Source organism: uncultured Sphaerotilus sp., assembly GCF_963924895.1.
Classification (GTDB): domain Bacteria; phylum Pseudomonadota; class Gammaproteobacteria; order Burkholderiales; family Burkholderiaceae_C; genus Sphaerotilus.
Genome location: NZ_CAWURG010000051.1, coordinates 1 through 25,189 on the forward strand (window position 1 = coordinate 1; position 25,189 = coordinate 25,189).

Here is a 25,189-nt window from a genome sequence, read left to right on the forward strand (position 1 = left end):
CCCGAGGTGATGGCTGGCGTGTTGTCGTTGACGTCCACAACGGTCACCGCGATCGCCTGCGACGCCGTCAGGCTGCCGTCGCTGACCTGCACGGTCACGTCGTAGACGTTGTCGGCGCCTGCGTCGGTCGGGGCTTCGTAGTCGGGTGCCGACACGAAACTCAGCGCGCCCGTGCTGGCGTCGATCGTGAACCGGGCTGCATCGGCGCCGCCGGTGATGCTGAACGTCAGCACCTGCGCCGGGAGGTCGGCATCGCTCGCCGTCACGGTGGTCACCGCGGTCGCGTTCTCGGCCACGCTGAACGCGCCGCCCGAGGTGATGGCTGGCGTGTTGTCGTTGACGTCCACAACGGTCACCGCGATGGACTGCGACGCCGTCAGGCTGCCGTCGCTGACTTGCACGGTCACGTCGTAGACGTTGTCGGCGCCTGCGTCGGTCGGGGCTTCGTAGTCGGGCGCTGTTCGGAAGCGCAGCACGCCCGTGGCGCTGTCGATGATGAACCGGGTCGCGTCGGCGCCGCCGGTGATGCTGAACGTCAGCGCCTGCGCGGGCTGGTCAACATCGGTGGCGGTGAGGGTCGTGACCGTGGCGGTGTTTTCGGCCAGGGTGCGTGCGGCGGAAGCACCGCCGCCATCGCTCGTGAGGACGGGCGCCGCGTTGTCGACGACCACCTGGTGCGCCTGCGACGGGTCCTGCGCGTGCGTGCCGTCCTCGTCGACCACAGCAGCCAGCACGCTGAACGCGGAGCCGCTGCGGGTGTAGGTGTGGACAACGCTGGCCGGGTTGCCGGCATAGGCCACGACCGTGCCATCACCCCAGTCGATGCTCCAGGCGGTGATGGTGTCTGCGCCAGCGTCGCTGGCGGACAGGTTCAGCGTGTAGGGCTGGCCCGCCGTGACGCGGCCGGTGCCACCCACGGTCAGGGTGGGCGCGCGGTCGGTGACGAGCAGCGTGGTGGTGGCAACACGGCTGGTGCCCTGCGCATCGGTGACGCGCACCCCGACGGTGTAGCTGCCGCTGTCGTTCAACCCGAGCGCGGCGAGCGTCGCCCAGTCCACCGAGGCAGCGGCCGCAGTCGGCTCGCCGGTTTCGCCATAGACGCCGTTGCCGTTCAGATCCCAGGCGAAGCTCAGCACGGCGTCGTCCGGGTCCGTCGAACGGCTGGCGTCCAGCACCAGGCTGTCGCCCTCGCGGATCGTGTAGGCGGCGCCGGCATCCGGAATGGGTGCGTCGTTGACGGCGATCACGCGGACCGTGCCGGACGCCGTGTTGCTGGTGCCGCCACCGCCATCTTCCAGATGCCCGGCCACCGTGCGGACTGCGCCGGAGGGTTGATCGGAGACGTTCTCGTAGGTGATGTTGCGCAGCAGCGCCTGCGTGGCCGCCTGCGTCGCGGCCGCGTTCAGATCGACGACCAGCGGTGTCGCGCCATCCGTGCCGCCCGAGGCGGTGCCGATCACCACGCCGCCGTAGGTGACGCTGTTCCCCGACAGGCCGATCTGCCCGGCGCCGGTGCCCTGGTCGCGGAGGCCGATGCGGTCGGTGGCGTCGGCGTTGGCGAGGAACTCGACGACCAGCCGGCCGCCCGCGAAGTTCGACGAGTCGGCGTCCGTGACCGTCGCGCCCGGAGCGACAACCACCGGGCCGGCATTTTCGGAATAGTCGAGCGGCCCGGACAGGAAGGACAGCACCGGCGCCGCGCTGGCCGTGACCGCGCGGTTGCCCGAAAACTCCGAGGTGCGGCCGTAGGTGTTCGCACCAGTCCGGACCGTGGCGGTCGCCGTGACGAGATCGCCAACCGGGGTGCTCATGCCGGTCAGCGTCGCCGTGAAGCTGGCGTTGCCGCTGCTGTCGGTGCTGACATCCAGAGCGCCGAGCAGGACCCTGGCCTCGCCGTGGCCGCCCGCGTCGCCGGAGCCTGCCGGCAGCGAGAAGAACTCCAGCCGCAGCGCCGTGTTCGGCGTCGAGCTGACCGTGCCGCGGACCGTGGTGTTGCCCGCGCTGCTGTAGGCTTCGAGCAGGTCCGGATAGTTCTGGAAACCGTCGCGGTCGCCCGGGTCATTGGCATTGACCACGCCGTCCCAGGCGAGGTCGATGCCCAGCCCGCCGTTGCCGAAGATCCGGTTGCCCAGCACGCTGTTGCCGGTGCTGCCGGACCAGACATCGACCCCGGCCGTGGCGTTGTGGGCGATGAGATTGCCCTCCCCCGCGGCCGTGCCGCCGATGCGGGCGCCCGTCGTGCTGCCGAACAGCAGGATGCCGTCGCGGTTGCCCAGCGCGGTCACGCCGTCGCTGCCCACGCCGATGTAGTTGCCGATGACCGTGGCGCCGTTGGTGGCGTTGATGGCGATGCCGCCCTGCCCGGTGTTGGCGCCGATGATGTTGCGGTCCGCGGCCGTGGTGCCGCCGATCACGATGCCGGAGCCGGCCGTGACGACGTCGATGCCCCAGTTGCCATTGCCCTGCGCGACGAGGCCGGTGACATCGGTGCCGATGCGGTTGCCCGCCACCAGCACGCTGGCGGCGCCCGCGTCGATGAACACGCCGCGCGCCGTGAAGCGCGAGATCACCAGCCCGCGCACGGTCGTGTCGGAGGCGGAGACATGCAGGCCGATGTTGGCCACACCAGCCCCATCCAGCACGACGACCGGGCCGCTGCCGGCATCCGGCTCGGTGCTGCCGTCGATCACCACGGCGTCCGTGATGGTGGGCAGATCGGTCGGGCCGATCACGATGGTGTGGGCGCCACCGACCAGCGGATCGGCGATCGAAAACCCGATCTGGTCCGGCGTCGCGCCCCGGTTGGCGGTGTTGTTGGCCGCCAGCAGCGCCTCGCGCAGGCTGATGCGGCCGTCGGCGCCGGCGTTCGCATTGAGCGCCTCGATCGACGAGGTGTCGCCGTCGCTGGCATCCGATGTGGTGGTCACGCGCAGCGTGTTCGACACATCGGTGACCGTCACCACGATCGCCTGCGTGCTGGTCAGCGTACCGTCGCTGACCTGGACGAGCAGGTCGTAGACGTTGTCGGCACCGCTGTCGGTCGGCGCCTCGAAGTCGGGTGCGGCCACGAACCGCAGTGCGCCGGTCGTGCCGTTGACCGTGAAGCACCCCGCATCGGCGCCGCCGACGATGCTGAACGTCAGCGCCTGCGCGGGCTGGTCGGCGTCGCTGGCCGTCAGCGTCGCCACGGCTGTGGTGTTCTCGGCCACGCTGACCGCGTTGCCGGAGGTGATCTGCGGCACGTTGTCGTCGACGCCCGTCACCGTGACCGCGAGGGCTTGGGTATCCGTCCGGCTGCCGTCGCTGACCTGCACGGTCACGTCGTAGACGTTATCGGCGCCGGCATCGGTCGGCGCTTCGTAGTCTGGTGCGGACACGAAGCGCAGCGCGCCGGTGCTGGCGTCGATGGTGAACCGGGCCGCGTCCGCGCCGCCGCTGATGCTGTAGTTCAGCGCCGGCGTGGGCTGGTCGGCATCGGTGGCGGTCACGGTGGTCACGGCGGTCGCGTTCTCGGCCACGCTCACCGCGGCGCTGGCTCCGGCCCCGTTCGAGGTGATCACCGGTGCGGACTCGTTGACACCCGTCACCGTGACCGCAATGGCTTGGGCATCCGTCCGGCTGCCGTCGCTGACCTGCACGGTCACGTCGTAGACGTTGTCCGCGTTGGCGTCGGTCGGCGCTTCGTGGTCGGGCGCGGCCAGGAAGCGCAGCAGGCCGGTATTGACATCGATCGTGAAGCGGGCCGCATCCGCCCCGCCGACGATGCTGAAGCCCAGCGTCTGCGCAGGCGCATCGGCGTCGGTGGCCGCGACCGTCGTCACCGTGGTCGTGTTTTCCGCGACCAGGACCACGGCGCTGGTGCCTGCGCCATTCGAGGTGATCGCCGGCGTGTTGTCGTTCACCGGCGTGACCGTGACCGCGATCGCCTGGGTCCCGGTCTGGCTGCCGTCGCTCGCCTGCACCAGCACGTCGTAGACGTTGTCCGCGCCCACATCGGCGGGGGCCTCGAAGTCCGGCGCCGACACGAAACTCAGCGCCCCGGTGCTGGCGTCGATCGTGAAGCGCGCGGCGTCCGCGCCGCCGCTGATGCTGTAGGTCAGGGTCGGCGCGGGCTGGTCGGCGTCGGAGGCGGTCACCGTGGTCACGGCGCTCGTGTTTTCGGCGACGCTGACGGCCGCGGTGGCCATGGCGCCGTCCGAGGTGATCACCGGCGCGTTGTCGTTGACACCGGTCACCGTGACGGAGATCGCCTGCGTGTCGGTCAGCGTGCCGTCGCTGACCTGCACCGTCACGTCGTAGACGTTGTCCGCACCAGCATCGGCCGGCACCTCATGGTCGGGCGCTGCGGCGAAGGCCAGCGCGCCCGTCGCGCTGTCGATGGTGAACCGCGCCGCATCGGCCCCGCCCACGATGCTGTAGCGCAACACGCCGGGGGCGTCGTCGACGTCCGTCGCGGTGATGGTCGCCACGGCGGTGGTGTTCTCCGCGACGGACTGGGCCGCGCTGGCACCACCGCCCAGGCTGGTGATCACCGGCGCGTCATCGACGGCCGTGAGCGCCACCGTGACATGGCTGCCGGCCGCCAGCGCACCGCCCGCCCCCTGCGCGCCGGCATTGCCGTCGCTGAAGCTCCAGTCGATCTGCACGCTGGCCGGCGGCGTGTCGCTGCGGTTGGCATAGGCAATCTGCCGCATGGCCGCGTTGACCAGCGCGTTCGTGGCGCCGGCGTCAAAGCTCAGCACCAGCGACCCGGCCGAATTCGTGGTGACGGTGCCGATGGCTGTGCCGCCAACGACGAGGCTGCCGCCCTCGGTCAGTGCGGACAGGCTCCCGGTGGCCGAGAACTGGTCCTGGCTGTTGGCGCCGCCATTGCGCGACAGCGTGAGCGTGGCGCCGCTGAAGTTGTCGGCGGCACCCAGTTCAGCGTCGCTGATCTGCACGTTGGCGTCCAGCACGGCGGCCGGACCGCCCTCCGTGTACGCCGGTGTGCCGTCGAGTCCGGCGAACACGGGTGCATCGTTGACGCCGCTCACCACCACGGTCGTGTCGTAGGCATTGCTGGTGCCACCGTCGCCATCGGTGAGCATGAAGCGGATGGTGCGCGCGCCCGGCGTCGGCGCGGCCGTGTCCGTGTTGGCGTAGGTGGTCACGCGCATCAGCGATTCCACGGCGGCCCGGCTGGCACTGGTGTTGAAGCTGACGACCAGATCCGCGCCCGCACTGCCTCCGCTGAAGGTGCCGATGCCGACACCGCCGTAGGTGACCGTGGTGCCCGAGAGGCCGATCTGCGACGGCGCGCTGCCCTGGTCGAAGAAGCCCAGCACGTCCTGGCCCGGCACGCCGCCGGCTGCCAGCGAAACGGTGAGCGAGCCACCGCTGAAATCCGCGGAATCGAGGTCGCTCAGCGCCAGCCCGATGTCGGCCACGAAGGTGGGGCCACTCCCCTCGGCATAGGCGACACCGGCATCCGTGGCCGTGATCACCGGGGCGGAGTTGACGGCGGTGATGGCCACCGTCGTGCTGCCGCTGTCCGACAATGCCCCACCGGTGCCCTGGGCGCCCGTGTTGCCATCGCGGAAGGTCCAGTCGATCCGCACGCTGGCCGGTGGCGCCACACTGCTGTTCGCATAGGCGATCTGCTGCAGCGCGCTGTTCACCAGGGCATTGGTCGCGCTGGCGTTGAAGGTCAGCACCAGCGTGCCGGCCGCATTCGCCGTGACGGTGCCGATGGCCGTGGCGCCCACCACCAGATTGCCGCCCTCCGTCAGCGCACCCAGCGTGCCGGTGGCGCCGAACAGATCCTGCGCACTGGCGCCACCATTGCGCACCAGGGTCAGCGTCGCACCGCCGAAGTTGTTGTTCGCTGTCAGCTCGGCATCACTGACCGTCACGTTCGCGTCGAGCACCACCGCCGCAGCGCCCTCGGTATAGGCAGGCGTGCCATTCAGGCTGCCGAACACCGGCGCGTCGTTCACCGCCAGCAGGTTGACCTGGGCGGTGGCGGTGTTGCTGGTGCCGCCCACACCATCGTTGAGCACGACCGAGACCGTGCGCAGGCCCGAGGTCGGGGTATTCGACGTGGTGCGCAGGCCCATGGCTTCGTAGACGGCCTGCACCCGGGACACCGTGGCGTTGGCATTGAAGCTCACGACCAGCGGCGTCCCACCGGTGCCGCCCGACCGGGTGCCGACGGTCACGCCGTTCACCCGCACATTGCCGTCGGAGGTCGAGACGGTCGAGACATTCGCTACCTGCAGCACATCGGTGGACTCGGCACCGGCGCTGATGGTGACCGTGAGCGTGCCGCCGCTGAAGGTGGCGTTGTCCGGATCGCCCAGCGTGGCCACGCCCGAGAAAGGAAGCCCCACGGCGCCTTCCGACACGCTGATCGCGCCGCCGTTCGCCAGCACCGGCGCATCGTTGACGGCCACCACCGCCACGCTCACCACGGCGGGCGTGCTGGTGCCGCCGCTGCCGTCGCTGACCGTCAGTTCGAGAGTGCGGGTGGCCGTGCTCGGGTTGTCGCTGGTGTCGCGGTAGGTGATGTTGCGCAGCAGTGCCTGCACCGCCGCCGTGGTGGCGTTGCCGTTGAAGGTCACCACCAGCGGCGTGCTGCCATTGCCGAAGCCAGCCGAGGTGCCGATGACCGTTCCGCCATAGGTCACGTTGCTGCCCGACAGGCCGATCTGGCCCACGCCGGTGCCCTGGTTGCGGATGCCCAGTTCGTCGGTGGTGCTGCCGTTGGCGGTGATCTGGGCGATGAACTGGCCGCCGTTCAGCACGGGGTTGTCGGCATCGGTCAGCGTGGCGCCAGCGTCGTAGAGGGCCGCCGCGTTTTCCGTGTAGCTGGAGCTGTAGCCCGACAGGGTGAGCACGGGCGGCTGGTTGGGCACGGCGGCCGGCACGTTCATCGCGAACTCGGAGGTCGCGCTGTAGGTCGCCGCCCCGGTCTTGACCGTGGCCGTGGCGCTGACCCGGGCGTCCGCCGCAGGTGCCATGCCAGCCAGGGTCACATCGATCAGCGCCCGGCCAGCGCTGTCCGTGGTGACCTCGGTGTAGCCGAGCCAGGTGGCGCCTTCGCCATAGCCGGTCGGGTCCTCGGTGCCGAGGGCGCTGGAGAAGAACTCGATGCGCAGCGTGGTGCCGGCGGTGGTGTTGATCTCGCCACGCATCCGTACATCGGCGCCCTGGAGGTCCGCGCTGGTGAGCACGGGGGTGTTCAGCAAGGTGTTGGCGCCCGAGTCGGTGTCGCCCACGTCGTTGGCGGTCAGGCCGTCGTTGCCCAGGTCGATGGCCAGGCCGGTGTTGTCGCGGAAGGTGTTGCCGAGCAGGGTGGTCTGCCCCACCGTGGTCATCACCGCGACACCGGCCCCGGTGTTGCCAGCGATGGCATTGCCCTCGCCCACACCGGTGCCGCCGATGCGCACCCCCGTGCTGCCGTCGTTGACGACGATGCCAGCGGTGATGGCAGGCCCGCCCCCATTGCCCAGCAGCCCGGAACCCGCGGCATCCAGCCCGATCAGGTTGCCCTGGATGGTCACGCCGTAGCCGTAGAGGTAAATGCCGCCGCGGGCAGCGCTCGAGCTGGTGGCCGTGTTGCCGGAGATGACATTCCCGGCGATCGTGGTGGACGCAGCCTGCAGATCGACCACCACGCCGAAGCCGCCATTGGTCAGCGCCCCGGTACCCGCTGCGTTCACGCCGATCCAGTTGGACTGCACCACATTCCCGCTGGTGGCCGCGTCGGTAATGAGGACGCCGTACTGCGCATTGCCGGAGATCAGGTTCCGGTACGCGCTGCCGGAGCCGCCGACCGTGTTGCTGGACGCGCCCGCACCGATGCCGATGCCCACACCCCCATTGCCAATGGCCGCCGTGCCGGCCAGGTTGGTGCCGATGCGGTTGCCCTGGATCTGGTTGCCGGTCGTGCCGGTGCCGCCAAGGTTGATGCCGTCGTTGGCGTTGCCGGAGATCAGGTTGCGTGCCGCTGCCGTGGAGCCACCAATCACGTTGTTGGCCGAGTTTTCGAGCACGATGCCCCAGGCATTGCCGGCCGCGGCCGAACCCGCGGTGTTGGTGCCGATGAAGTTGCCTTCGATGGTGTTGCCGCCGCCCGTGGCGAGGTAGAGGCCGAAATGCCCGAAGTTGCGGATCACGAGGCCGCGCACCGTGCTGTTGCCAGCGGTGATCGACAGACCGTCCGCGGATGCCGCGGCCGCACTGCCGTCGATCACGACCACGGGCGACCCGCCGGCAGCGGCCCAGTCGGTGTCCGTGGTCGCGTCGATCACCACCGCCTCGATCACCGTGGGCAGCGCGTCAGGCCGGGTGGCCGGGTCCGGGCCGTCGTAGGACAGCGTGATGGTGTGGGCGCCGCCGACCAGCGGATCGGCGATGTCGAAGACGATGCGGTCGGTGCCACCCACGGCGTTGGCCGTGTTGTTGGCGGCGGTGATCGCCTCGCGCAGGCTGATGCGGCCGTCAGTGCCCCGGTTGGCGATCAGGGCGGCGATGCTGCTGGTGTCGCCGTCGAAGGTGTCCGAGGCGGTTGTCACCGTCAGGGTGTTGACGGTGTCGTTGTCGGCGTTCTGGATCGAGAGGTCGGCCGGGTTCAGCCCGTTGTAGGCGGCATCCGCACTGACTGCGGGCGCCAGCCTGACGTTGGACCAGACCGCGCCGTCGACGATGGTGTCGTCCACCCCGGTGACGGTGACGGTCTGCACCACGTTCCAGTTGGCGCTGGTGAAGACCAGCGAACTGACCCCCAGCGACAGCTCGGTGGGGTCATCGACCGAGAGCGCGACGCTGACGTCCGCCGTCGGCGCCGTGGCCAGCACGACACTGAAACACGCGTTGGACTGGCCTTCGCTGGTGTGCCCGAGGGGCTGCACGACGATGGCCGGCGCCGTGTCGGTGGCCGTGACGTTGGCGGCGAATTCCGAGGTGCTGCCGTAGTTGCCGCCGCCGAGGTCCACGGTGGCCGTGGCCGAGACGACCTGTCCGGCGCTGACCGTCACGCCGGTCAGCGTGGCGGAGAAGGTGGCGCTGCCGCTGCCGTTCGTCGTGACGGTGGTGGCGCCCAGGTACACGGCGCCCTCGCCGTGGCCGCTGCTGTCCCCCGTCGGCGTGCTGAAGAACTCGATGCGGTAGCTGGTGCCGGCGGTGCTGTCGAGCGTGCCGGTGACCCGGGTGTCCGCGCCGCTGCGGTAGGCGCTGACCAGCACCGGGAAGTTCTGCAGGTTGTTGGCGCCGGTGTCGGCATCGGCCGCATCGTTGAGCGTCACGCCGTCATTGCCCAGGTCGATGCCCAGGCCGACACTGTTGTAGACCGTGTTGCCCAGGAAGGCGTTGTCGGTGCTCGTCGCGCCAAGGATGCCGAGGCCGACCCGGAAGCTGCCGCCCTGCCCGGCATTGGCCACCGTGTTGCCTGCACCCGCCGTGACTCCGCCCACCAGGGTGTGGTTGGCCCCGTTCTCCAGCAGGAGGCTGACCTGCCCCGTGCCCCAGTTGGCGCTGCCGGCCAGATCGGTGCCGATGCGGTTGCCCTGGATCACGGTGCCGCTGGAGTCGCCCTTGACGAAGATGCCCCCGAGGGCCGGCGAGGCGATCCAGTTGCCTTCGCTGGCGCCGGTGCCGCCCACCAGGATGTTGTCGGCGCCACCAAAGAGGTAGATGCCATGTCCACCGTTGCCGAGTGCCCCGGTGCCGGCCGCGTTCACCCCGATCCAGTTGCTGCGAACCACGTTGCTGTCGCTGGTTTCGCCATCGATGTGCACGCCGGTGCCGTCATTGCCGCTGATGACGTTGTGCTGGACCGCGCTGCTGCCGCCGATCGCGTTGGCATTGGCGCCGTTCTGGATCAACACCCCATCGACCCCATTGCCCCGGTCCAGCAAGCCCGTCACATCGGTGCCGATGTAGTTGCCGGCCACCGTGTTGCCGGTGACCTCGGCGTCCAGCAGCGCGACGCCGTTGTAGTTGACCGAGATGACGTTGCGCTCGCCCGCGTCGTCGACGCCGTCGGCATTGGTGCCGATGACATTGCCCGTGACGGCCGTGGCGGACCCGCCGCGCGAGAAGTACACCCCGGCGCCGGTGTTGCCGACCGCGGTGCTGCCGTCCGCACCCAGGCCGATCAGGTTGCCCTGCACCCGGTTGTTGCTGGCGCCGTCGGCGACCTGCACCCCGGTCTCGTTGCCGGAAATGACGTTGCCGGCCCCCGCCAGACCGGACCCGACCTGGTTGCCCGAAGCGCCGTTCCAGAACGAGACCCCGCCCTGCGCATTGCCCAGGGCCACGAGGCCCGTCACGTCGGTGCCGATGTAGTTGCCCTGCACCACGTTGTTCGAGGTGCCGCTTCCGCTCATCTCGACACCAAACCAGTTGTTGCCGGAGATGACGTTGCGCTCGGCGGCATCGCTCGAGCCGTCCGCGTTGGTGCCGATGCGGTTGTTGCTGGCGCCGCTCTGGATCACCACGCCGCTGACGCCGCTGACCTTCGCGGTGCCGTTCAGGTCGGCGGTGCCGGTGCTGTCGGTGCCGATGTAGTTGCCGATCACGACGTTGCCGGTCGCGCCAGACGCGCTGATCAGGACGCCCGCATTGCCGTTACCGGAAATAACGTTGCGCTCGCTGACCGACGTGCCGCCGATCACGTTGTTGCTGGCGGCCGAGACATTGACCCCCACCAGATTGCCGCGGGCCGTGAGCCCATCGGTACCGACGCCGATCCAGTTGCCCGCGACCGTGTTGCCTCCGCTGCCCGAGATGTCGATGCCATCCTGCAGAAAGCGCTGGATGTTCAGGCCGCGCACGGAACTGCCATCCGAGCCGGTGTAAAGGCGCAAGCCGTCCAGCACCACGCCGCCGCCATCCAGCACGATGACAGGCTGGTCGCCCCGCACCGCGAAGCTGTCGTCGCTGGTGCCGTCGATCACCACCGCCTCGCTGATCGTGGGCAGCAGCGAGGTCAGTGCGATCGTGTGCGCATCGAAGCCGTTGATGCCGAAGACGATCTTGTCCGGCGTGGCACCGTTGGCGGTGTTGTTGGCCGCGGTGATGGCTTCGCGCAGCGAGATGTGCTGGTCGCCGCCACGGCTGTTGCCCAGGGCGGTGATCGAGGTCGTGTTGCCGTCGATCGTGTCGGCGGTGGTGTCGACCACCACCACACCGCTCGCCGTCGCCACCACGTTCATCGCGAACTCGGACGTCGCGCCGTACACGCCCGCGCCCAGGATCACCGTGGCGGTGGCCGTCACGCGGTCGCCGTTGTTCACCCAGGCGTCGGTCAGCGTGGTGTTGAAGGCCACCGTGCCCGACACGCCCGACGACACCGTCGTGTAGCCGAGGTAGCGCTCGCCTTCGCCGTAGCCGGTGCCATCCTCGCTGCCCAGGTGGTTGGCGTAGAAATCGATGCGGAAGTTCGTGTTCACCGTCGAATTCAGCGAGCCGACCAGCGTGGTGCCGGCGGCCGTCGAACTGGCCGAAGTCAGGACCGGGAAGTTCTGCAGGCCGTTCGCCCCGGTGTCCCCGTCGCCAGCATCGTTCAGGGTGGTGCCGTTGTCGGCCCCCAGATCGATGCCGGTTTCCCCGTTGGCGGTGATCGTGTTGCCGATGACCGTGTTCACCTTGCCGAGCGCGGTATTGATCAGCACGCCGTCGCCGGTGTTGTTGGCGATCAGGTTGCCAGCGCCGGCCACATCACCGCCGATGACCACAAGATCGGTATTGCCCACCATGCGCACGCCGTCCTGGGCATTGCCACGTGCCAGGGTGCCGCTGGCGTCGGTCCCGATGTAGTTGCCGAGGACCAGCGTGCCCCGTCCGCTCGTGATCAGGATGCCGCTCAGCGAATTGCCGGAAATCACATTCCGACCAGCCGGGTCGGTCGAACCGACGACGGTATCGGTGGACTGGTTGACGCTGACGCCGTTGTCCGTGTTGCCCAGGCTGGTGCTGCCGTTCGCTCCCACACCGATGTAATTGCCGATGACGGTGTTGCCGACAGAGGCCACGCTGTCCACGGCAACACCGGAATTGCTGTTGCCGGCGATGACGTTGCGTTCAGCGGCGCTCAGGCCACCGATGGAATTCCGGCTGGCGCCATTGTCGATCTGGATACCGTCGGAACCGTTGCCGAGCCCGACCAGCCCAGTCGCGGAGGTACCGATGAAATTGCCGACCACGGTGTTGTCGTTGGCGCTGGCACCGGAAATGTTGATGCCCAGCCCGGTATTGCCCGAGACCACATTGCGCGCCGCCGTGACCGTGCCGCCGATGGTGTTGGACGCGCCGAGCACGTAGATGCCGACGCCCGAATTGGCCAGTCCGCCAGTGCCTGACGCGTTCAGGCCGACGATGTTGCCGGCCACGACGTTGTTGCTGGCACCGGTGTCCAGCTTGATGCCCGCAGCACCGGAGCCGGGCCCATTGCCGCTGACCAGATTGCCGGCACCCGCCACGCTGCCGCCAACCGTGACACCGCTGACGGAATTGAGGTAGACGCCTTGCAAGGTATTACCCAGATCGGACATCCCGGTGGCATTGGTGCCGATGTAATTGCCGGCCACCACGCTGCCAGCGGATCCCGCACCAACGATGCTGATGCCGCTGTTCGTGTTGCCGGAAATGACGTTCCGGTCGGCCGTGGCCGTGCCGCCGATGGTGGTGTTGGCGCTGCCGGTGACATCGATGCCGACCGCGTTGCCGACCGCGGCATTACCGCCCGCATTGGTGCCGATGTAGTTGCCGGCGATCGTGACGCCGCTGGCGCCGTTGACGCGGATGCCCGAGCCGGCGAACGCCTGCACAACCAGACCGCGGACGGTGCTGGAGTCGCTTCCGGCCTGCAGGTCGATGCCGGTGGTGATGGTGTTGCCGCCATTGAGCACGATGCCGGGCGCACTGCCGTTGGTGCCGTTGATCGAGACCTGTCCCGTGATCTGCAGCAGCGCGCTGGCCAGATTGATCGTGCCGAAGGTGCTGAAGGTGATCGCGTCCGCGCCACCGTTCGCGTTGGCATTGGTGATGGCCTGGCGCAGCGAGCCGGCGCCAGCGTCGTTCAGGTTGGTGACGGTGTAGGTGGCCAGCGTGCCCTGCCACTCGGCCTGGGTCGCGGTATCGAACGCGGCCGCATGGTCGATCTGGCCCGTCTGGACTTCCAGCGTCCAGTCCCCGCCCGCGCCGGCCGAGCCGGTCAGGTCGGTACTGGCGGCCACGTCGGCGCCGGTCAGGTCGCTCAGCTGGTGCACAAAGGCCGCGCCCGTGAGGCCTTGCGCCACGTCGCAGCCGTAGACCAGCAGGTCGGCGTCCGCGGTGAGCGCCTGCCGCCATCCAGCCACTTCCGCGGCCCGCGCCGCGAGGACTGACGCATCGACCGTGGTCGTGCCCAGGCGCAGCTGCCCGGCGTCGCCGTGGCTGACCAGATGCACCGCAGAAAGGTCCGTCCGCGTCGACAGCAGTTCGGTGATCTGCGCCAGCCCGTCGCGCGATGGGTCGGTCACGACCACCTCGATCTGGCAGGACGCCGTCGCCTGGGTCCACCACATCATCGCCAGCTGCGACGCGCCTTCGACGCCACCGTCAATGACCACCAGTTCGTGCCGGACCTCTGCTTGCCAGCGCTCAGGCTGTCCGGTGTCGGCCACGGCCTGCGACTCGGCGGCTGCAGGCGCGGTGGCCGCTGGCTCAGCGCCAAACGATGTCGCACCGAGCCAGCGCTGGCCCTGCGCATCGGTCCAGGGCATCACCTCGACCGCGCCATTCAGCCCGCTCAGCTTCGCCCGGCCGTCCGCATCGCCGTCGATCAGCAGCACCGAGGGGGCCGCAGCGTCACCGTCCAGTGCCTGCCGGTCGGCCAGCGTCAGGTCCCAGTCCTCGACCCGGCGGTCGATCACCAGCCAATGCGCGGCAGCGGGGGCGGCCGCAGTGGCGTGCGCCGTCGTGTCCATGCTGCGCACATCGGCCACCGGCACGCCGCCCAGCAGCAGCGCCGCGTCGGCGGAATAGAGGATGCGGGCTTCGAGTTCCTCGATGCCGGTGCGGTGGGCGGCCGTCATGGCGCGGACCGGCCTCAGCGCGCGCGCAGGGCAGGCGCCGCGGTCGGCGTGGCGGCGGGCACGGCGGGGCCGGCCGTTGGCGTGGCGGTCGCCCATTCGGGCTGGCAGCGCACACCGGCCAGAACGCCGTGGTCCGGATTCGGCAGCGTCAGCCGCGCGCGGAAGGTGCGGCTGGCGGCGTCGACGATCTTGTCCACCCGCTCGACCGTGGCGGACTTGCGCGTGGCCCCGGGGTAATCGGGCTTGATCTGCACCGTGTCGCCGGCCTTCAGGCGGCCCAGGTCCGACAGCGGCAGCACCAGCTCGACCCGCAGCGGATCGAGCCGGGCGATGCGCAGGATCGGCTTGTCGTCGACCCGCTCGCCGGGGTTGAGAAAGCGGTCGACGATCACGCCGTCGATGGTGGCGACGAGTTCACGCTGCGCGAACTGCGAGCGTGCGGTCTCGGTGTCACCGGCGGCGGCGCGCTGCTGCTCGCGCACGGCGTCGACGCGGCGGTAGGCCACCTCGGCTTCCGAGCGGGCCTGCTCCACCGCCACTTCGGAGATGAAATTCTGCCGGCGCAGGTCCTCGGCGCGCACCAGCTTGCTGCGCGCGAGGTCGGCTGCGGCGCGTGCGGCGCGCAGTTCGGCCTGCACCTCCGAGCGGTTGCTGGCGGCACTCAGGTTGGCGCGCTCGACCTCGCGCCGCAGCGTGGCCACGACCTCGCCGCGGCGCACCACGTCGCCGCGCTCGACCGCCACCGTCGCGATCACGCCGACCACCGGGCTGCCGATGTCCACCACCTGCGACGGCTCGATCAGGCACGCCAGCGGCGCCGCCTGTCCAGCGACTGCCAGCAGCCCGCCCGCCAGCCAGACAGCTGCGCGCAGGACCGATCGGCGCATCCGCGACCGACCGAGACCGTGACCGAGATCCACCACCGCACACTCCAAGCTCATCATTCTTCCCACCCGCTGTAGGCCAGTCGCCCGGACCCGGCACGGTCCTGGCGCAGCAGGGCGCGCCGCTCGCGCGTCTGCGCCCACTCGTCCAGCCACATCGCCACACGCCAGGCCGCCCCCGACGAGCGCGAGGCCGCCGGACGATGCACAAGCGTAGCGAGCAGCCAGTGCGGCAGCCGCTGGAACAACAGCCCTTCTCCGACGCACACCAGTGTTTCGGCAGATCCGGGGTCACCTTGACGGGCGGATCGCCCGACGAGCTGGCGCCACTGCCGCGACGCCAGCGCATCGGCGCAGGCCATGACATGCAGCCCCCCCGCCGCGCGCACGTCGGCGCTCAGGCGGATGTCCGTGCCACGGCCCGCCATCTGGGTGGACACCGTGATGCGGCCGGGCTGGCCGGCGCGGGCGATGACCTCGTGTTCGAGCCGGCTCTGCACGGCGTTGAGCACCATCGGCCGCAGACCGCGGGCGCGCAGCCGCAGCGCGAGCTGCTCCGAGTCGGCGACCGAGGCGGTGCCGATCAGCACCGGGCGGCCCTGCGCGACCAGCGCGGCCGTGCGCTCGACGACAGCCTGCCAGCGCGCCTCGGCGTCACGGTGGATCTGCACGCCCAGGTCCTGCCGCCGCGACGGGTGGTGGCGGGGAATGCGCAGGACCGGCGTGCCGTAGGTGAGCGCCATCTCCAGCGCCACCTCGGCCAGCGTGCCGCTCATGCCGCCGATCTGGTGGTAGCGGCTGAACAGGCGCTGGTAGGTGAGCTGCGCCAGGGTCTGCTGCGCGGCGGGCATCGGCAGCGACTCCTTCAGCGCGAGCAGCTGGTGCAGGCCGCGCGACCACTGCCGTTCGGGTGCTGCCCGGCCGGTGATGGGGTCGATGAAGACGATGGTGTCGTCCTGGACCGCATAGTCGCGGTCGCGGGTCAGGGCGTGCAGCACGGTCAGCGCCCGCAGCACCCAGTCCTCGCGCCAGCGCAGATCGGACCACGGCCGCTGCGCCGCCCAGGGTTGCGCGGCGAGCCAGTCGCGGCCGGCGCGGGTCAGCCGCACGGTGGCCGCGCCGCTGCCGGTGGCGGCCACGACCATGGCATGCCGCCCGGTGTCGAGCGCCCGCGCCCAGCCCAGCAGCGCACGCAAGGCGTCCTCGGACAGGGCCTGCGCGCCATGGCCGGACAGGACCAGCGGCACCCGGGCCTCGTCGCACAGCACGCTGTCGGCCTCGTCGATCAGCGCCAGACAGAGTCCGCGCATCAGCGGCCCGCGTTCCGGGTCTGCCGCATCCGACCAGGCCAGCCGCCCGCCCGCCCGCCCATGCGCCACCCGGTCCCGCAGGTGGTCGAACGCCACTTCGCGCGCGGCGGCGTAGGTCACCTCGGCGCCGTAGGCCTCGCGGCGCTGCGCCGGCGTGGAGGCCGCCGTGACACAGCCCACGCGCAGACCGAGTGCGGCATAGAGCGGCTCCAGTTCGGCGGCGTCGCGCTCGGCGAGGTAGTCATTCGCGGTGAGCACATGGGCCGGCACGCCCGCCAGCCCGGCGCAGGCCGCGGCCAGAAACATCGCCACCGTCTTGCCCTCGCCGGTGGCCATCTCGACCAGACAGCCCTGCAGCATCGTCCAGGCCGCCAGGTACTGCGACTCGTGCGGCACGAAGCCGAGGTGGCTTTGCACCAGACCGGCCAGGCGGAGGAAGACCCGGGCGCAGAGCTTCGGCGTGTAGCCCTCGCTGCGCAGGCGGTAGAGCGTGCGTGTCCACGCCGCAGCGTCCGGGGCGGGGCCGCGCAGGGACGCCAGAAAGGCCGGACGCCCGCAGTGCACCCGCCAGGCGGTCTGCACCGCCAGCGCGAACGGGCGCGGCGCGGACCGCTGCGGATATGCGCCCCAGACCGGCCCCGGCCGCACCAGCGCGATGGCCGACACCCTGGCCGCGACCGGCATCTCAGCGGCCTCCGGGCACGTCGGTGGCGTCGCCGAGGTGGCGCAGCGTGAGTTGCTGCAAGCGGCGCAGCAAGCGGGCGCCCAGTGGCTGCGCGCCATGGTCGAAGCGCACCAGCAGCCGCGCGCCGAGCCGCTGCACCGCCAGATCCGGCACCTGGACGTCGATGACCGCGACAGGCTGCAGCGTGCGCAGGCCGTCCGCATCGGCCGGATCGGTCTCGATGCGCCCGCCGGCCTGCACGCCCAGCGCCGCCGCGGGCAGCACGGAGCCGGTCTCCGGCACCACGCCGTCCCAGCGGCCCGCATGCACCTGCCCGACCGCCTCCGGCCGCATCACCGACACCGCCCGCACGCCGGACAGCAGCCAGGCAATGTCCTCGCCGGGCACCACCGTGCGTGCCACCAGCCGGTCGTCCGCCAGCACATAGCCCAGCACCTCGCCGCGCTGCACATGGCGGCCGAGCAGCGTCTGCGGATCGATCCAGCTGACGCGGCCGGCGCGGCTGCTGCGCATCGCCATCTGCGCGATGCGCGCGGCCAATTCGCTTTCGCGCGCCTGCAGGGCACCTGCTTCGGATTCGGCGCGCTGGGCGGCCGCCGCGTCGCGGGCCTGCAGCCGGTTGACCTGCACCTCCAGCTCCAGACGGCGCGCCCGCAGGTGGGCCAGCTCGACCGCCTGGTCGTCGTTGCCGAGCGTCAGCAGGGGGGTCGCGGGCTGGACCAGCTGCTCGCCCGGTGTCTCGATGGACGTGACAAACCCGTCGGCCGGGGCACGCACCAGCGCCTCCTCCGGCATCCAGGCCTGGGCCTGCGCGACCGTGGCCTGTGGCAAGGGCAGCAGCAGCACGGCCGCGGCCAGCACGGCGGCGCCCCCCAGACCGATCACCGAGGAGCGCAGGCGCCGCCCGTTCAGGGCGGGGGCATGGGCGAGCCAGCGCAGGCCGTTCGCCAGCGGCAGCACGCACTGCATCCACAGTGCGATGGCCCCCGCCATCAGCGCCAGCATCGCCGCCGTCTGCGCCAGCCACAGGCAGGCCGACAGCGCGACCAGCATCCCGAACAGCCACGCCGCCGGCGCATACGCGAGCGTCACACCGCGCTGCAGCCACGTCTGCGGCGGCAGCGGCGATCCGGGCGCGGCACCGAGCAGGCGCTGAACCTGGTCCAGCCACCAGCGGCGGCTGCGCTGCGCCAGATTGGGCAGGTCGAGGGCGTCGGTGAGCACGTGGTAGCCGTCCATGCGGACCAGCGGGTTGGCGTTGGCCAGCAGCGTCGACACGCCGCCCACCAGCGCCACCGACAGCGCCAGATCGCGCACGACCCCCGGCTGCACCGCCGCCCAGACCAGCACGCCGACCGCGGCCAGCACGCACTCGACCAGCACACCAGCGGCGCTGATCAGGATGCGCTGCCGGCGCAAGGCCAGGCCGGTGGCGGCTGACGCATCGACATACGGCGCAGGCACCAGATAGAGAAAACCGATGCCGACGTGGCGCACCTCCGCGCCGCAGTGCCGCACGGCCAGCGCGTGGCCGAGTTCATGCAGCGCCTTGATGAAGGGGTAGATGCCCCAGCTCAGCGCCAGGAAAGCCGGGCTGGTCAGGCGCTCGCGCACGTCCGCCTGCAGCGCCGGCCACTGCAGCGCCACCTGCATCAGGCCGATGCAGACCAGCAGCACGGCCGCCAGTTGCGCCAGCGGATGCGCCAGCGCATGGGCCAGCGGATCGAGCCGGATCAGCCAGCGGGTCGGGTCGCCCAGCGGCACGCGCCAGGACAGGGGATTGAGCGTGGCACGGCGGCGGCGGCGGTCCACCTGCTGCTCGCCGCGCATCAGAGCCTGCAGGTCCGGCAGGCGGTCGCATTGCAGCAGCCCGGCGCTGTCGAGTGTCGCCAGCCACTCCAGCACCTCGTGCTGGGTGGGCGGCTGCGGCACGTGAGTGCTCAGCCAGGTCCAGATCTCGCCGATCGTGCGGCGGCCGTCGAAGCGGCCGATGAAGGACCAGCCGGCCTCGTCGAGCAGGTGGTGGCGCCCGCTCAGCTGGTCGGCCAGCACATGGCGCACGACGCCATCGGCACTGCGGTGGCGCACACGGACGGTCGGGCGCAGCCGCGGCACGATGTTCGCCACCCGGTACCAGAGCGGGCTGTCGAGCGGAACCGGGTCGACCGCCTCGCCGCCCGCGGCCATGGTCAGGTCGGGCGTCATCCGAGCAGGGTCCACCAGCCCATGCGCAGCCAGTCGAACAGGCGTCCGAACAGGTCGGCCACCAGCGGGTGGCGGCCGGTGTCGAGGCGGGTCACGCCCTCGAATCCGGGGCGCAGCGTGGCTTCGGCCGAGACCAGCGCGCCCTCCACCTCGAAACCATTGCGCCCTTCGCGCACACGGGCCACCGGCGTGATGCGGGTCACGGTCATGGGCAGCGCCTGGCCCGGGCGGGCCGCCACGCGCAGCGCGCCGATCGTGCCGACCTGCACGCCGGCAATGTCGCGCTCGTCCACCCACAGCACCAGCCGGAAGCCATCGCCCGGCGCCACCGTCATCATCACCTCGCCACGCTTGACCGGCGCGCCGATGGAGCGGCTCAGGTCGCCCGACACCACCACGCCGGTCAGTGGCGCCAGCACGCGGCCGCGCTCCAGATCGCGCCGGGCCAGGTCCGCACGGGCGCGCGCCTCGTCGACCTTGGCCATCTGGACCACGATCTGCGCCTGGTCGTGGCGGGCCAGCGCCTCGCTGACAGCGCTTTCCGATTGGGACAGCGTGGCCTCGGCGGCCCGCAGTTCGCTGGAGGCCTGTTCCCCGTCGAAGTCGATCAGCGACTGGCCGGCCTGGATCTGCGCTCCAGGGCGGGCGTAGACGACCGAGATGAAGCCGTCGCGCGGCGCCACCAGCTGCCGCTCGTGCAGGCCCTGCACCCGCGTCGGCGCCACCACTTCGCGGTGCACCGGCAGCAGGCCGATCACCAGCGTCGCGCCGAGCGCCAGCGGCCAGACATGGCGGCGCAGTGGCTCCAGCCAGCTCGGCCAGGCGAGCAGCGCCGCCGATCGCCGGGGCGCGGCCCGGGTCAGATAGAGGCGCAGCAAGGGGGTGAAATAGGTCGCGGCCTGTTCCAGTCGCAGGATTTCCTCGGTGCGGAACGGGGCGCCGAGGTCGCGCTGGAAGGTCAGCGCCCCCAGCACCACGCCCTCGCCGCCCAGCGGCACGGTGCAGACGGCGCAGGCGCCCATCGACCGGCTGAGCTGCACATGGGCCAGCCCCGCCTGCATCGGACCGTGTCGGCGGGCGGGATGGGTCAGCGTGCAGGCGCTCACCGCGGCCTCCTGCATCGCGGCGTGGAGATCGCGCACCAGTTCGGCCGCATCGGACAGGCGCGGCAGGTCGGACACCGCCAGCACCTCCAGATCCGCGCGGGTCTGCCGGCGCAGGCCCAGCGCCACGCGGTCGCAGTGCAGGCTGGACGCCAGATGCAGCACCAGCGCGCGCAAGGCGTCGGCATCGCGCGGCGCCTGCAGCAGCACGCCGACCGATTCCATCAGCCACTCGGCCGCCGGGACCGACCGGGTCGGCGCGGGCGGCGCGGCAGCGGACAGGTCCCGGATCGCAGCGCTGAGCCGCGCCTCCACCTGTGCAGGCGGACTGGCGGGCGCGGCCACTGCGCGGTCAGCGGTACGGGGATCGGAGGAGGTGCTCACTGGCAGACGGACCCATGAATGCCCGCCAGTGTGGTGCCACCGCCCGCACGCCCAAGGCGTGATGAACCCGCCAATCACCGCGCAGATTTCCCTGCACGGCAGCGTCTTTTCAGGCGCCCAGGGCGTCCGCCAACGCGAGCAGGTCGTCCAGATGGAGGTGCTGGCCGGGGGGCGCCGCGTCCTCGGCCGGGCTGGCGGGGCCGTGGTGCAGCGCCGCCTCCGGGCGCCGGATCCACGCGGTGTGCAAGCCCGCCTGGCGGGCGCCGACGACGTCGAGCCGCCAGTCGTCGCCGACGTGCATGACCTGCCCCGCCGTGCAGCGCAGCTCCGCGCAGGCCACCTCGAAGATGCGCGGCGCCGGCTTGGCCACCCCGCAGCCGCGCGCGCTCACCGCTCCGACGAAGTAGGCCGACAGCCCGGTCGCCGCCAGTTCGGCGTTGCCGTTGGACAGCGCCAGCAGCGGAAAACGCGCCGCCAGCCGCTCCAGCGCCGGCCGGACATCGGCGTACCACTGCACCCGCTGGCGCTCGGCGAAGAAGACGGTGAAGGCGGGTTCGGCCAGCGCCGGGTCGTCGCCGGACGTGGTCAGGGCCTCGCGCAGCGTGATCAGGCGCAGCGTGGTCATGTCGTGCGCCAGTGCGGGGTGCCGGCGCGCGACTTCGCCGCGCAGGCGCTGCAGGGTCGGCACATCGAAGGCGGTGGCCGTCGCGGGCGCGTGGGTGCGCAGCCAGTCCTGCAGCGCGGCTTCGGCGCGCAGCAAGGTCGGCATCACGGGCCAGAGGGTGTCGTCGAGGTCGAGGGTGAGTGCGGCAATCATGCGTGCAGTGTCCACGAAGCACGGGATTTGCCCGGCTCGGCGAGAATGCACCCGCCATGAAAACCCAACCCGAACCCGAATACCGCCACGGCAGCCCGGCCCGCGTCGGCGTGCTGCTCGTCAACCTCGGCACGCCCGATGCGCCGACCGCTCCGGCGGTGCGGCGCTATCTGGCGCAGTTCCTCAGCGACCAGCGGGTGGTGGAGATTCCCGCCGCGGTGTGGAAGCCGATCCTGCACGGCATCATCCTGCGCACCCGCCCGGCCAAGTCCGCCGCCAAGTACGCCAGCATCTGGACGCCCGAAGGCTCGCCGCTGGCGGTCTGGACGCGCAAGCAGGCCGAGCTGCTGCAGGCCAGCGCCACCGCGCACGGCCTGGCGCTCACCGTGCGCCACGCGATGCGCTACGGCAATCCGTCGATCGCCGGCGAACTCGATGCGCTGAAGGCGGCGGGCTGCGACCGCATCCTGGTCGTGCCGATGTACCCGCAGTATTCGGGCACGACCACCGCCAGCGTGATGGACGACGTGCACCACTGGCAGCTGCGCCAGCGCACGCTGCCCGAGATCCGCTGGATCCGCCAGCACCACGACGACGAGGGCTACATCGACGCCCTCGCCCGCCGCGTGCAGGACCACTGGGCGCGCGAAGGCCGTGGCGACCACCTGCTGCTGAGCTTCCACGGCGTGCCCGAACGCACGCTGACGCTGGGCGACCCCTACCACTGCCACTGCTACAAGACCGGGCGCCTGCTCGGCGAGCGGCTCGGCCTGGGCAAGGATGCGCTCTCGCTCAGCTTCCAGAGCCGCTTCGGCAAGGCCAAGTGGCTGGAGCCCTACACCGAGCCGACGCTGCAGGCGCTGGCGAAGAAGGGCGTGAAGCATCTGCAGATCTTCTGCCCCGGCTTCCCCGCGGACTGCCTGGAAACGCTGGAGGAGATCGCCATCGAGGGCAAGCACGTCTTTCTCAAGGCGGGCGGACAGCGCTACGACCACATCCCCTGCCTGAACGACCACCCGGCATGGATCGACGCGCTGCGCGGTCTGGTGGAGCGCAACACGGCGGGCTGGGCCGTGCACGCCGATGCGCAGCCACGGGCGGCGCTGCTCGAAGGACAGCGCCAGCGCGCGCTGGCGCTGGGCGCCAAGGTCTGAGGCCGGAAATCGCCAGGCGCCAGCGGGAATTGGCCGCCCGCCGGCCGACTGTTCCGCGCCACCCCTGAAGCCCGGGCGGACCAGAATCCCTGGCACCGCGGGCCGTGTCCCCGCGGCGCTGCCAGGGGACTCGCATCATCCAGGAACCCGCGACCGATCGACTCGATTCGATGTCGGCAACATCGCCCCCCGACCGGGAGGCGACGCTGCAGGCGCGCGTCGATCTGGAGTGCGCACGCATCTTTTTCGGGCACGCCAGGGGCAACATGCTGAGCATGCTGGCCGGCGCATCCGCCGTGGCGGTGGTCATGTTCACCGGCGGCGTGTCGCTGCGGGACATCGGGCTCTGGAGCCTGCTGTTCAGCACCGCCTGCGCGGGCGTGCTGTGGCTGGAGCACCGTGTCCAGCGACACGGTCTGTACGGCCACAACTACCGCCGCCTGCTGCGCATCCGCATCGGCATCGGCGCCATCGCGTCCGGGTTCTACGGCGTGTCCAGCTGGTTGCTGCCGGACAGTGCACCCCCGATCCAGGACGCGCTCCTGTTCATCCTGCTGTCGGCCGTGGTGGCGGTGGGCAGCCTGAGCTTTGCGGTGATGCCGGCGCACTACATGGCGATCAGCGTCGCCACGCTGGGGCCGCTGATGGCGCACTTTCTCCAGCGTTACCTGGCGTTCGGGGACCAGATCCACCTCCTGCTGCTGGTCATCGCCCTCGGCTGGCTCGGATTCGTGCTCAACAAGGCCCACGCCGCCTCGCGCACCGCCATCGAGGCCATCCGGCTCAACCAGAACCTGCACGACGAGGTCGAGGAGCACAAGCGCACCCGCGAAGCCATGCGCATCATGGCCATGCACGACGCGCTGACCGGACTGGGCAACCGCCGCTACTTCGACCAGGTCCTGAAGCGCTCGGTCGCCAACGCCCGGCGGAGCGAGTCCCGCTTCGGGCTGGTCGCGCTGGACCTGAACGAATTCAAGCCCGTCAACGACCGCCTCGGCCACGCCGCCGGGGACCAGCTGCTGCAATCGGTGGCGCTGCGGCTGAAGGAATCCACCCGCGAGGGCGATTTCTGCGCCCGGCTGGGCGGCGACGAATTTGCCGTGCTGATGTTCGGCCCGATCGACCAGACCCGCATGGCGCAGGCGACCGAGCAGTTGCGCGCCCGGTTCGAGGCGGTCCATTACCTGGACTGTGTCCAGACCGCATTGCGCGCGACCGCGAGCATCGGCTGGGCGGTCTACCCGGACGACGGGCAGGAATTTGCCAGGCTGATGGGCGTCGCCGATGCGCGCATGTACCGGGACAAGCAGTCGCGCAAGGCCGGGTCCGCTCAGGCCACGGCCGACAGCGACCTCAGCACCGCCCGCACCGGCGACGCATCCGCCAGCACCAGCCGGAGCGGCAGCGCGATCAGCTCGTAGTCACCCGCGGGCACCGCGTCGAGCACCAGGTTCTCCAGCACCCGCAGGTCCAGTTGCAGCAGCCGCTGGTGGCTCTCCAGCGTCTCGCTGGACGCCGGATCGACCGAGGGCGTGTCGATGCCCACCAGCCGCACGCCCTGCCCCGCCAGCCAGTCGATCGTCTCGGGCGCGAACGCGGTGAACTCGGCCGTCCAGACCGTCGCCGCCCGCTGGCAGGTGCGCACCAGCACCCGCGGCGGCAGGCCCGCGGCGGCATGGCGCAGGTGCTCCGGCCGGATGAGCGGGCCGCAGCCGATCGCATGGACCACGCGGCAGTGCCCCAGGAAGGGCGCGAGATCGACCTCGCCGATCGAGGCAGCACCGTCGGCGTAGTGCAGCGGCGCATCGGCATGGGCGCCGAGGTGGGGCGAGAGCGTGATCGCGCTGACATTGGCCGCGCAGCCCGGGCCGAGCTGGGCCGTCCAGTGCTGGGTGTAGGGCTGGTCGCCAGGGAATACCGGGGTTGCCGGGCTGACCGGCGGCGAGATGTCCCACAGGCGCCGCGTGCTCACGGCGCCGGGGTCTCCGAGGGCGTTGGCTCGGACACCAGCAGATCGAAGGCGCTGAAGGCCTGCGCCAGATCGCTGAAGACCCCCTTGTCCAGCGGCGACAGCGGGGCCACGGACGCGAGCGCACCGGCGTCCGGCGCATCCAGCGGCAGGCTGAGCTGCGGCGGCGCACCGAGCGAGCTGAGGTCGCCCATCGACACGAAGACCACCCCGGCCAGCGCGGCCGCCGCATCCAGCCGCGGCGCCTCGCCCACCAGCGAGGCCTGCCGCACGACGGCCAGTGCCACCAGCTGCCGCTGCTCGCGGCTGGCGCGGGACCAGCGGTCGTCGTCGGTCGTGCTGGCGAAGGTGTGCAGGCGGACCAGTTCGCGGGCGGCGCGCTCGTCGAACGTGCTCACCTCGACCGGCCGTGACGAGCGCAGCGCCTTGAACGCCGCATCACCGGCCGGCCCGGTCTCCACCAGCCAGTCGGCCAGCACCGTCGCGGGAATCAGCAGCGTGGCCCGCTGCCGCTGGGCTTCGGCGAGCCAGGCCAGGCGGTGGTCATCGTGGGCCGGGTCGCTGTCCGGGCTCAGCAGCCAGGTCAGCGCATCCCCATCGAGGAGACACCGCAGCATG

10 protein-coding genes are annotated in these 25,189 nt (G+C 71.0%); 2 read left to right on the forward strand and 8 right to left on the reverse strand.

Features of this window, described 5'->3' with window-relative positions:
- From AABN02_RS18220 to AABN02_RS18245, 6 genes are all read right to left on the reverse strand, one after another.
- On the reverse strand, positions 1 to 14,057 hold a 14,057-nt coding region (locus tag AABN02_RS18220; protein WP_338416332.1), incomplete at its 3' end, for a cadherin domain-containing protein.
- Between the two features lie 14 nt (positions 14,058 to 14,071).
- Positions 14,072 to 14,944: an efflux RND transporter periplasmic adaptor subunit gene (locus AABN02_RS18225; RefSeq protein WP_338416333.1), complete on the reverse strand. Its 873-nt coding sequence runs from the start codon at positions 14,942 to 14,944 to the stop codon at positions 14,072 to 14,074.
- 53 nt (positions 14,945 to 14,997) lie between these two features.
- Positions 14,998 to 16,935 (reverse strand): hypothetical protein, encoded by a 1,938-nt coding sequence (locus tag AABN02_RS18230; RefSeq protein WP_338416334.1) that lies wholly within the window; start codon positions 16,933 to 16,935, stop codon positions 14,998 to 15,000.
- A gap of 1 nt (position 16,936) precedes the next feature.
- Entirely contained in the window at positions 16,937 to 19,141 is a 2,205-nt protein-coding gene (locus AABN02_RS18235; protein ID WP_338416335.1) for a site-2 protease family protein, read from the reverse strand.
- Positions 19,138 to 20,628, reverse strand: coding sequence for an HlyD family efflux transporter periplasmic adaptor subunit (locus AABN02_RS18240; RefSeq protein ID WP_338416336.1), 1,491 nt, complete (start codon positions 20,626 to 20,628; stop codon positions 19,138 to 19,140). Before AABN02_RS18240 ends, AABN02_RS18235 begins: the two co-directional genes overlap by 4 nt.
- 109 nt (positions 20,629 to 20,737) lie before the next feature.
- Positions 20,738 to 21,445, reverse strand: a complete 708-nt coding sequence (locus AABN02_RS18245) for an HAD family hydrolase (protein ID WP_338416337.1) — start codon at positions 21,443 to 21,445, stop codon at positions 20,738 to 20,740.
- Positions 21,446 to 21,501: 56 nt separating this feature from the next.
- Between AABN02_RS18245 and hemH the strand changes: the two genes are divergently transcribed.
- Positions 21,502 to 22,599, forward strand: coding sequence for a ferrochelatase (hemH, locus tag AABN02_RS18250; protein WP_338416338.1), 1,098 nt, complete (start codon positions 21,502 to 21,504; stop codon positions 22,597 to 22,599).
- Between the two features lie 170 nt (positions 22,600 to 22,769).
- Positions 22,770 to 24,023: a diguanylate cyclase gene (locus tag AABN02_RS18255; protein WP_338416339.1), complete on the forward strand. Its 1,254-nt coding sequence runs from the start codon at positions 22,770 to 22,772 to the stop codon at positions 24,021 to 24,023.
- Here the strand turns inward: AABN02_RS18255 and kynB are convergent.
- The gene (kynB, locus tag AABN02_RS18260) at positions 23,933 to 24,574 is read right to left on the reverse strand and encodes an arylformamidase (RefSeq protein WP_338416340.1); all 642 of its coding nucleotides are present in this window, start codon (positions 24,572 to 24,574) and stop codon (positions 23,933 to 23,935) included. The two genes, AABN02_RS18255 and kynB, sit on opposite strands and share 91 nt — an antisense overlap.
- Positions 24,571 to 25,188 (reverse strand): hypothetical protein, encoded by a 618-nt coding sequence (locus AABN02_RS18265; protein WP_338416341.1) that lies wholly within the window; start codon positions 25,186 to 25,188, stop codon positions 24,571 to 24,573. The genes kynB and AABN02_RS18265 overlap by 4 nt, the downstream gene beginning before the upstream one ends.
- Position 25,189: the final 1 nt, after the last annotated feature.